This is a genomic window from Mycobacterium sp. TH-M106 (genome assembly GCF_057473765.1).
The window spans coordinates 1-6,601 of the sequence record NZ_JBYCLE010000479.1; the positions used below are offsets into that span (position 1 = coordinate 1).

Sequence of the window (6,601 nt, forward strand, 5' to 3'; positions counted from 1 at the left end):
CTACACCGCAAGCACTTTCGGTGGTGCACCTGTGGGTCGCGTGCTGGGCAGATGCCCAGCTGGCCAAGACGGTGAAGTCACTGGAGGAACATATCTATCGACTCGCTGTCGGCGCTGCGGAAGCGCTGGACGCCCCTGCTCCGGATTTCTCCGCACGAAGCTACATGGATACGGTGATGGTGGTGGTCTGCGGGCTCATCATGTCGATGCCGGTGTGGGGTATCGACGCCATCAACGCCCGGTGGGAGGCCGCCAAGGCCACCCTGCTGCGGGCCGCTGGCGAGCACGTCGATGCTGGCGCTGACGCCGGCCCCGCGCTCGTCGGCGGATCTGACTGATCGGATGAACGGCAAACTGAAACCTGTTGCCTAGGAGTGGTGTGTCGGCATGCCCAGCATGATCTCGTCCATGTCCCTTCCCGTTGCCACCGAGTGTGTTTTAGTGACACGCTCGTGTGGCGTCCCCCTGCGGGGTTTGGGTTCTGGCTTCACTGCCCAGGGCCGCCGCTTGCGCGGATCGGTCTTACCTGGGCTCGCCAGGCCAGCGGTCTGCGCTGGTCTGGCCCGGCGTCTCCAGCGCTGCCGCTGTAACTGCTGACGAACGGCGCCGTGGTCCCGACTGGACCACAACTGACATATCCCGGCCAGTCACGGGGATTAAGTTATGCTGCGACCCTAGCTTCGCCCTACAACAAGCAATCCTCGAACACATCAAAGTGCACTCAAGCACACCCAAGCTTCAACAGTTGCCAACCCCGACGCTGTCGGGTGAGGTCGACAGGCCTGTTTGTCGGTGGTGTGCTGTAGGAACAGAAGCATGAATCTGGCGGTGTGGGCTGAGCGCAATGGTGTGGTGCGGGTGACTGCGTATCGCTGGTTTCGCGCCGGCCTGTTGCCGGTGCCGGCCCGCAAGGTTGGGCGACTGATTCTCGTCGACGAGCCCGTCGGGGCGCCGGCCCGGCGAGGGCGGACGGCAGTGTACGCGCGGGTGTCGTCGGCTGATCAGAAATCGGATCTGGATCGGCAGGTAGCGCGGGTGACCTCGTGGGCGACGGCTGCACAGATACCTGTCGACAAGGTCGTTACCGAAGTCGGGTCAGCGCTGAACGGGCACCGCCGCAAGTTCCTTGCGCTGCTGCGTGATCCGGCCGTAACGCGGATCGTGGTGGAACATCGGGACCGGTTCTGCCGGTTCGGTTCCGAGTATGTTCAGGCCGCACTGGCCGCCCAAGGCCGTGAGCTGATTGTGGTGGATTCGGCCGAGGTTGACGATGACCTGGTGCGCGAGATCACCGAGATCTTGACGTCGATGTGTGCTCGACGCTACGGCAAACGTGCTGCTGCCAACCGTGCTCAGCGTGCCGTCGCCGCGGCGGCTGGCGACGGGGATCGCGAGGCGGCCTGAGGTGGCGAAATTCGAGGATCCTGACGGCTGGACGGTCCAAGCGTACCGGTTCACGCTGGACCCAACCGAAGATCAGGATCGGGCGTTGGCCAGGCATTTCGGTGCCCGTCGTAAGGCTTTCAACTGGACGGTCGCCACCTTGAAAGCTGACCGAATTCTTGGGCGCAAGCCTCACCATTTATGGCGGGGTGAGCCCATCCCGTGTGTCGCCGGGCGCAGCCCGGCGCTCAGAGTGGTCGGGTTTGTCCGTTGATGTATTGCTTGATGATGGACAGGGGCGCGCCTCCGCAGGAGACGGCGAAATAGGACGGGGACCACAGGTGGCCGCGCATGCGGGCGCGGACACACGCACCGGTGAATTCGCGGCGCACCTCGTACGTGGTGCGGCCTTTGAGACGTTGCGCGAGAACGGAGATCGCCAGCGTGGGCGGGTAAGCGACCAGAGATGGACATGGTCGGCCTCACCGTTGAATTCGACCAGCTCGACATCGAGCTCGGCCCACACGGTGCGCATGGTGACTTCGGCGAAGGTGAGCATCGGATCGGTGAACAGTTTGCGTCGAAACTTGGTGACGAAAATCAGGTGGGCGTGCAGTGCCGACACGCTGTGCCGAGCGCGGCGATACGTCGTTTGTGTCGGTGGGCGCTTCTACGGTTGTGCTGTGGGTAAGACCTACCGCATCCCACCGACACCGACTGGTGAGCAGCCGGTGCGCGGGCCGAGGGCGCGTAAGCGGGTCAGGGGCGCGCCGACGCATGTGCGGTCGTGGCCGCTGCGGCCGAATCCAACGCAGTGCCGTGAGATCGGTATTCGGTTTTTCACCGGGGTGCGGGTGTATAACGCGGTGCTGGGGGAGTTCATCACGCGTAGCCGCGCGGTGAAGGCCGATCCGGACTGGCAGGTGGCGCGGGAGCTGCCGCACCGCAGTCCAGCTGAGTGTCAGCTCCGGCGATCGGCTTTTCGGGCGGTGCAGGCCGCACATGGGTTCACCGCCGACGCCGCGCAGTCATTCGCCTCCTCGCTGCGCAAGTCATGGGTGCGCGAACAGTTGCCTGCTCAGGAGACCCAGAACCTGGGGGCGCGAGCGTTCGACGCTGTCAAACACTGGCACCTCGGTAAGAAAGGCAAGCCGCGGTTCAAGTCGACCAAGCGGGGACTGCGTTCGTTGGCGGCCAAGGACGGCAACGGCGGGTTGCGTCCCAAGACCGATGAGGCTGGGCGGCTGGTCGGTTTGCAGTGGGGAGCGGGGTTTGTGGTGGCGATCGCCGTGCCGGCCGCGTCGGGGCGGCGCGAGACGGAACAGCAGGCCGAGCTCGCCGAGATTGAGGCGCTGATCGCGGCGGGCAAGGTGTTATCGACGCGGATTGTGCGCACCGTGATCAACGGGCGCGACACCTACCGCATGCAGCTGGTCTGCGATGGGCGCCCAACCCGGCGGCACCCGATTGGCGACGGGCGGGTGTCGTTCGACCTCGGCCCGAGCCAGATCGCGGTGGCCGTGTCGCGCGGTGATGGGAGCTGGTCGGGGTGGGTGGAGCCGCTGGCCGATGCCATCGGGTTGGACACGATGCGGCTGCGGCGCGCCCAGCGGCATCTGGATCGTCAGCACCGCGCCGGATCACCGGAGTGTTTCCGCGCCGATGGCACCCACGCGTGGGCCCGGTGCCGGTGGCGGCGTTCGCGGGCCGCGCAGCGGACCGCGATGCGGGTGGCCGAGTTGCATCGCCGCCTGGCCGAGCACCGCAAGTCCCTGCATGGGGCGCTGGGCAACCGGCTGCTGGGCCACGGCAGCCAGTTCGCGTGCGAGCGGCTAGATTATGTGTCGTGGCAGAAGAGCTTTCCGCGCAGTGTGCGCGATAGGGCACCAGGGTTGCTGGTGGAGGTGATGCGCCGCAAGGCTGAAAGCGCCGGCGGGCAGCCACTCTACGAGTACAACCCGCGCACCACCGCCTTGTCGCAAACCTGCCTGTGCGGGAACCGCAAGAAGAAACCGCTTTCGCAACGGACCCACCGCTGCGAGTGCGGCATTCGAGAAGGTCGCGACCTGTTTTCGGCGTTCCTGGGACTGCATGTCCACACGGCCGCTGATGGGGTCGATCGGCTGGACTTGCAGGCAGCCAACATTGGCTGGCTGCATCGTCAGGACGTCGACGAGTCGCCGAAGTCCAGCCGTAGTGCGCAAGCACGCAAGCGGCGAGGCCGCAGACATCCGCCCTCGCGGAGGTCGGTGGCGCGCATCAAAGCCCGACGCGCAGCGCGGGCCAGGACGCGACAGAGCCGCTCGGCGCGAACCTCCACTGCCGACCAGCCCACGGCGATGGCCGCATGAGCGGCCATCGAGACAGCCGACCGGCACGAGGAATCCCCGCAGTTCACTGCGGGGAGGAAGTCAAAGAGCAGAAACTCAGTGCCGCCGATGCGGCGCTGCGCCAACGTCTTACGGAGTTGTGCGTGCACATTCCCTGCGGGGGCGTGCGGGGCCCGGTGCGGCGCAGGGATCCGTGGCATCCGGGGACTCGGATACTGTGGCAGTCCTGCCGCGACGAGGACTCCCCGGAAGTCTGGGAGTACGCCGACGTGTCGCGGGAGCGCGATCTATGCATGATCTGCTTTCGGGGCACGGCAGGGGGGCCGTCACGCTGGGCGTGGCTGGCTTGTGAGGACTGCCGCGCCGTCAACACCGCACTCGAATCCGCCTGGGGTGTGCGCCCGTTCCGCCTGGGCCGGCACAGCATCATGAACGGCGTCGGTGTCCGCGGCGGCAGTCCGCCGCACGTCAGGAGCGAGGAGATCGCCCGGCTGGTGGAGTTCGCGCGCGGCGACGGCCGGTTGCGGGGCTGGCGCACAACGGAGTATCGGCGGTTGGCGGGCACGTTCGCTCCGCTCGCCGACATCCCGCTGCGGGAATGGCAGCAGGAATGGCCGCCCAGCCGAAAGGCGTCTGCCGATGCGTTCTCACGGCTGCTGCGGCTGCAGCTGCCGCTGCGGTTCGAGGACTGACCGGTGCGCTCGTCCTCGATCCCGCACGGCACCGTCATGTCCATAGCGAGCAGATCGGGACAGCGACGATGCGGTCCGTCAGCGGATAACGGTGAGGCCCACAATGCAAGACGGCGCCGCCGATGAAGCGATCGCCGAGTTGATCGCGCAGCCACTGCAGGTGCTTGGCGTCGCTGGGACCCGGCCCACCGCTTGATTTGACCTCGAATCCGAACACGCGTCCGTCGGCGTACTCGACGATGATGCCGACCTCATGTCGTCCTTGCTCGGACCGCAGGTGATAGAGGCTGGGTTCGGCAGTACTGACGGCTGCCTCGGCACGCAGTTGCGCCATGACGAATGTATCGAGCAATCGTCCTAACAGGTCACCGTCGCGGCGGACACCAGTGATGTCCAGACGAAGTTGCGCCGCAACGATACCCGGGTCGACGACGTACCTCCTGGGTGCGCGCACCAGACGTTTGAGACGGTGCGTCCACCAGGCCGGCACCTCATCGATCATCAAAAGGTTGCCGAGCAGACGGTCGTAGGCGAGCGCAGTCATGCGGCTTATACCGGCGCTGCCATAAAGAGTTTTGGCGTCGACGGCGCCGGCGGTGTTCACGCACAGCACGTGCAGGTAGCGCCGTAGCAACATCGGGTCGCGGCCGGCGCCGAGCATTTCGACGTCGCGGGTTATCAACTGGTCGATGTATGCCCGCAGCCACTGTCGGCCGATCCGCTCCGACGAAGCCAGCACGGACTCGGGGAAGCCGCCGCGCAAGGCCCGCCAACAACTCCTCGATCAATGGGTCGACGAGCCGGGGCAGGTAGGGCATCGGCATGCAGTGATAGTCGCGCTTTCCCGCAGCTCTCAGTAGCGATATACCGCACGCTTCACTAGCGTTTTCCCGCACTTCCCACCCGGGCGGCGAGCCCTGGCGGTCGGCCGCGGGCCTCGGCGGTCAGCCCTTGAAGTAGACGATCTGGTGGCTGCTGGCCAGCAGTTGGCCCTCGCGGGACCACAGGTGCGCGCTCTGGTCGAAGTAGCCGCGGGAGAACCGGTTGGCGTGTGCACTGGCCAGCACGAAATCGTTGCCGACGGTGTCGAGTTCGCGCTGATCCGCGTGAAAGTAACTGGTCAGCGAGATCGTGCTGGCCGGCACGACCCGCCCGCGGCGCAGGAACACCCTGGGGTAGAAGACGTCGCACAGCGCCGCCAGCGCCGGAAAGTCGATCGCACGCCCGGCGGCGTCGCGCACCCACAGCGTGGTGGTCGACGACGGGCTCGGCGGCTGATCGGCGGGCACCGCACCTTCGGCGGGCACCGCACCTTCGGCGGGCACCGGTCCCTCGGCGGGCACTGGTCCCTCGGCGGGCACCGGTCCCTCGGCGAAGCGCATGTCGTAAACCTTGTCCCAGGCGATGATGTCGGCCAGCCCGCCCGGGGTGATCTGCTCGGGCGGCGGCGTGGCGCGCGGGTGGGTTTCGGTGTCGGCCCAGGTGTCACGGTGGACGCCGAACACGACGCTGGCGGTGGTCTTGACCTGGCCGCGCTGGCGAAGTTCGACGACCCAGTGCTGGCTGCTGCGGTTGGTGCGGGCGGCGTGCGCGGCGATATCGAACTCGCCGTCGGCGATCGGCCCGGCGTAGTTGACGGTCAGTGCGAGCGGGTCGCCGATGCGGTCGGGATGGGATTGCGCGGCGTGCAGCACGATCGCCGCGGTGATCCCGCCGAACGGCCCGACCATGTTGGCCCACTCCGGCTGGGTGTGGCCGCGCAGGGTGCCGGCGCCGAGGGAATCCAGCTGCAGGGCGCGGTCGAAGGGGTGCGGTGTGGCGGTATCGCGACGTTCACGTTCACCCACGACGTAGGACTCCTCACCGTTCTGCCGGGTCCAGCTTGCCAGAGGTGATCGGCGCGGCGGTGATGGAAGGGGTCGGTGCCAACCGTCACAACGGCCTGCTGGCCGTCGCTTTCGGAAAACGGGACGCTCACCGCGTCAGATCGGAGGCACCGGCAAAACAGTGATGCCCGTCTCGGTTTCCACATCGAACAGCAGGTCGCGGCGGTCGGGCAGATGCTCGGTGCCGACAACGGTCAAGGCGGTGTCGCAGACATCGCCCGCCGGGCCGAACAGCGCCAGGCAGGCTGCGGTGTGTGCGAGGTCGTGGCGTGCCCAGTAGCGGATGCCGGCAAAGCCCGCCCGATGCAGT

The 6,601-nt window shown here is 66.9% G+C and carries 6 protein-coding genes and 3 pseudogenes; 5 read left to right on the forward strand and 4 right to left on the reverse strand.

From position 1 onward, the window contains the following. The 3 genes and pseudogenes from AC2VOP_RS17005 to AC2VOP_RS17015 form a co-directional block, all read left to right on the forward strand. Positions 1-338, forward strand: a 338-nt coding sequence (locus tag AC2VOP_RS17005; protein ID WP_486962055.1) for a hypothetical protein, incomplete at its 5' end; no start/stop codon positions are given. A gap of 478 nt (positions 339-816) precedes the next feature. After that, entirely contained in the window at positions 817-1,404 is a 588-nt protein-coding gene (locus AC2VOP_RS17010; RefSeq protein ID WP_486962056.1) for an IS607 family transposase, read from the forward strand. Between the two features lies 1 nt (position 1,405). Then, positions 1,406-1,555, forward strand: a pseudogene (locus tag AC2VOP_RS17015) (helix-turn-helix domain-containing protein); the annotation flags it as partial. A 103-nt stretch (positions 1,556-1,658) separates the two neighbouring features. Here the strand turns inward: AC2VOP_RS17015 and tnpA are convergent. Continuing rightward, a pseudogene (tnpA, locus tag AC2VOP_RS17020) lies at positions 1,659-2,008 on the reverse strand (IS200/IS605 family transposase); the annotation flags it as partial. Between the two features lie 58 nt (positions 2,009-2,066). On the opposite strand from tnpA, the gene AC2VOP_RS17025 reads away from it, so the two are divergent. Both AC2VOP_RS17025 and AC2VOP_RS17030 read left to right on the forward strand, forming a co-directional pair. Beyond that, positions 2,067-3,734 (forward strand): nuclease/transposase family protein, encoded by a 1,668-nt coding sequence (locus tag AC2VOP_RS17025; protein WP_486962057.1) that lies wholly within the window; start codon positions 2,067-2,069, stop codon positions 3,732-3,734. Then, complete coding sequence (locus tag AC2VOP_RS17030; protein WP_486962058.1) at positions 3,731-4,405, forward strand: hypothetical protein; 675 nt, start codon at positions 3,731-3,733, stop codon at positions 4,403-4,405. The genes AC2VOP_RS17025 and AC2VOP_RS17030 overlap by 4 nt, the downstream gene beginning before the upstream one ends. 34 nt (positions 4,406-4,439) lie before the next feature. Here AC2VOP_RS17030 and AC2VOP_RS17035 read toward each other — a convergent pair whose 3' ends face one another. From AC2VOP_RS17035 to AC2VOP_RS17045, 3 genes and pseudogenes are all read right to left on the reverse strand, one after another. Continuing rightward, on the reverse strand, positions 4,440-5,168 hold the full coding sequence (locus AC2VOP_RS17035) for an ATP-binding protein (protein ID WP_486962059.1): 729 nt from the start codon (positions 5,166-5,168) through the stop codon (positions 4,440-4,442). Positions 5,169-5,349: 181 nt separating this feature from the next. Next, entirely contained in the window at positions 5,350-6,252 is a 903-nt protein-coding gene (locus AC2VOP_RS17040) for an acyl-CoA thioesterase (RefSeq protein ID WP_486962060.1), read from the reverse strand. A 135-nt stretch (positions 6,253-6,387) separates the two neighbouring features. After that, positions 6,388-6,601 (reverse strand): annotated as a pseudogene (locus AC2VOP_RS17045) (RES domain-containing protein); the annotation flags it as partial.